The sequence below is a fragment of the Cobetia sp. SIMBA_158 genome, from assembly GCF_046566945.1.
Taxonomy (GTDB): Bacteria; Pseudomonadota; Gammaproteobacteria; order Pseudomonadales; family Halomonadaceae; genus Cobetia; species Cobetia amphilecti.
The window spans coordinates 1-245 of the sequence record NZ_JAWJYL010000902.1; the positions used below are offsets into that span (position 1 = coordinate 1).

Sequence of the window (245 nt, forward strand, 5' to 3'; positions counted from 1 at the left end):
GGCAAAATAAAAAGCCCTTTTAGGCTTCGTACTGTTCTCCCGTTATTTCTTGATAATCTTCTTTGTTAATCCAACCGATTTCTACATAAAAGGCAATGTCTTCAGGACCGTAACACTGCCAGTCCCAAAATTGCTTTATATCCGCAACTGTTGGATATATCATGATTTTTCACCACCCTTCAACTCCTGAATCTCAGTCATGAGTTGGGCCAATTGTTTCGCCATCTGTGCTTCACGCAGTTTGG

General features: G+C 41.2%; 1 protein-coding gene. It reads right to left on the bottom strand.

What is annotated here, in order from left to right; translation table 11 throughout:
* Positions 1-19 precede the first annotated feature (19 nt).
* The gene (locus tag R2R70_RS22440) at positions 20-163 is read right to left on the bottom strand and encodes an XkdX family protein (protein ID WP_186299636.1); all 144 of its coding nucleotides are present in this window, start codon (positions 161-163) and stop codon (positions 20-22) included.
* Between the last annotated feature and the right edge of the window lie 82 nt (positions 164-245).

What these genes read in the sequence shown, in the direction of transcription:
- R2R70_RS22440 (WP_186299636.1), bottom strand. Translation starts at nt 163, where the DNA reads ATGATATATCCAACAGTTGCGGATATAAAGCAATTTTGGGACTGGCAG.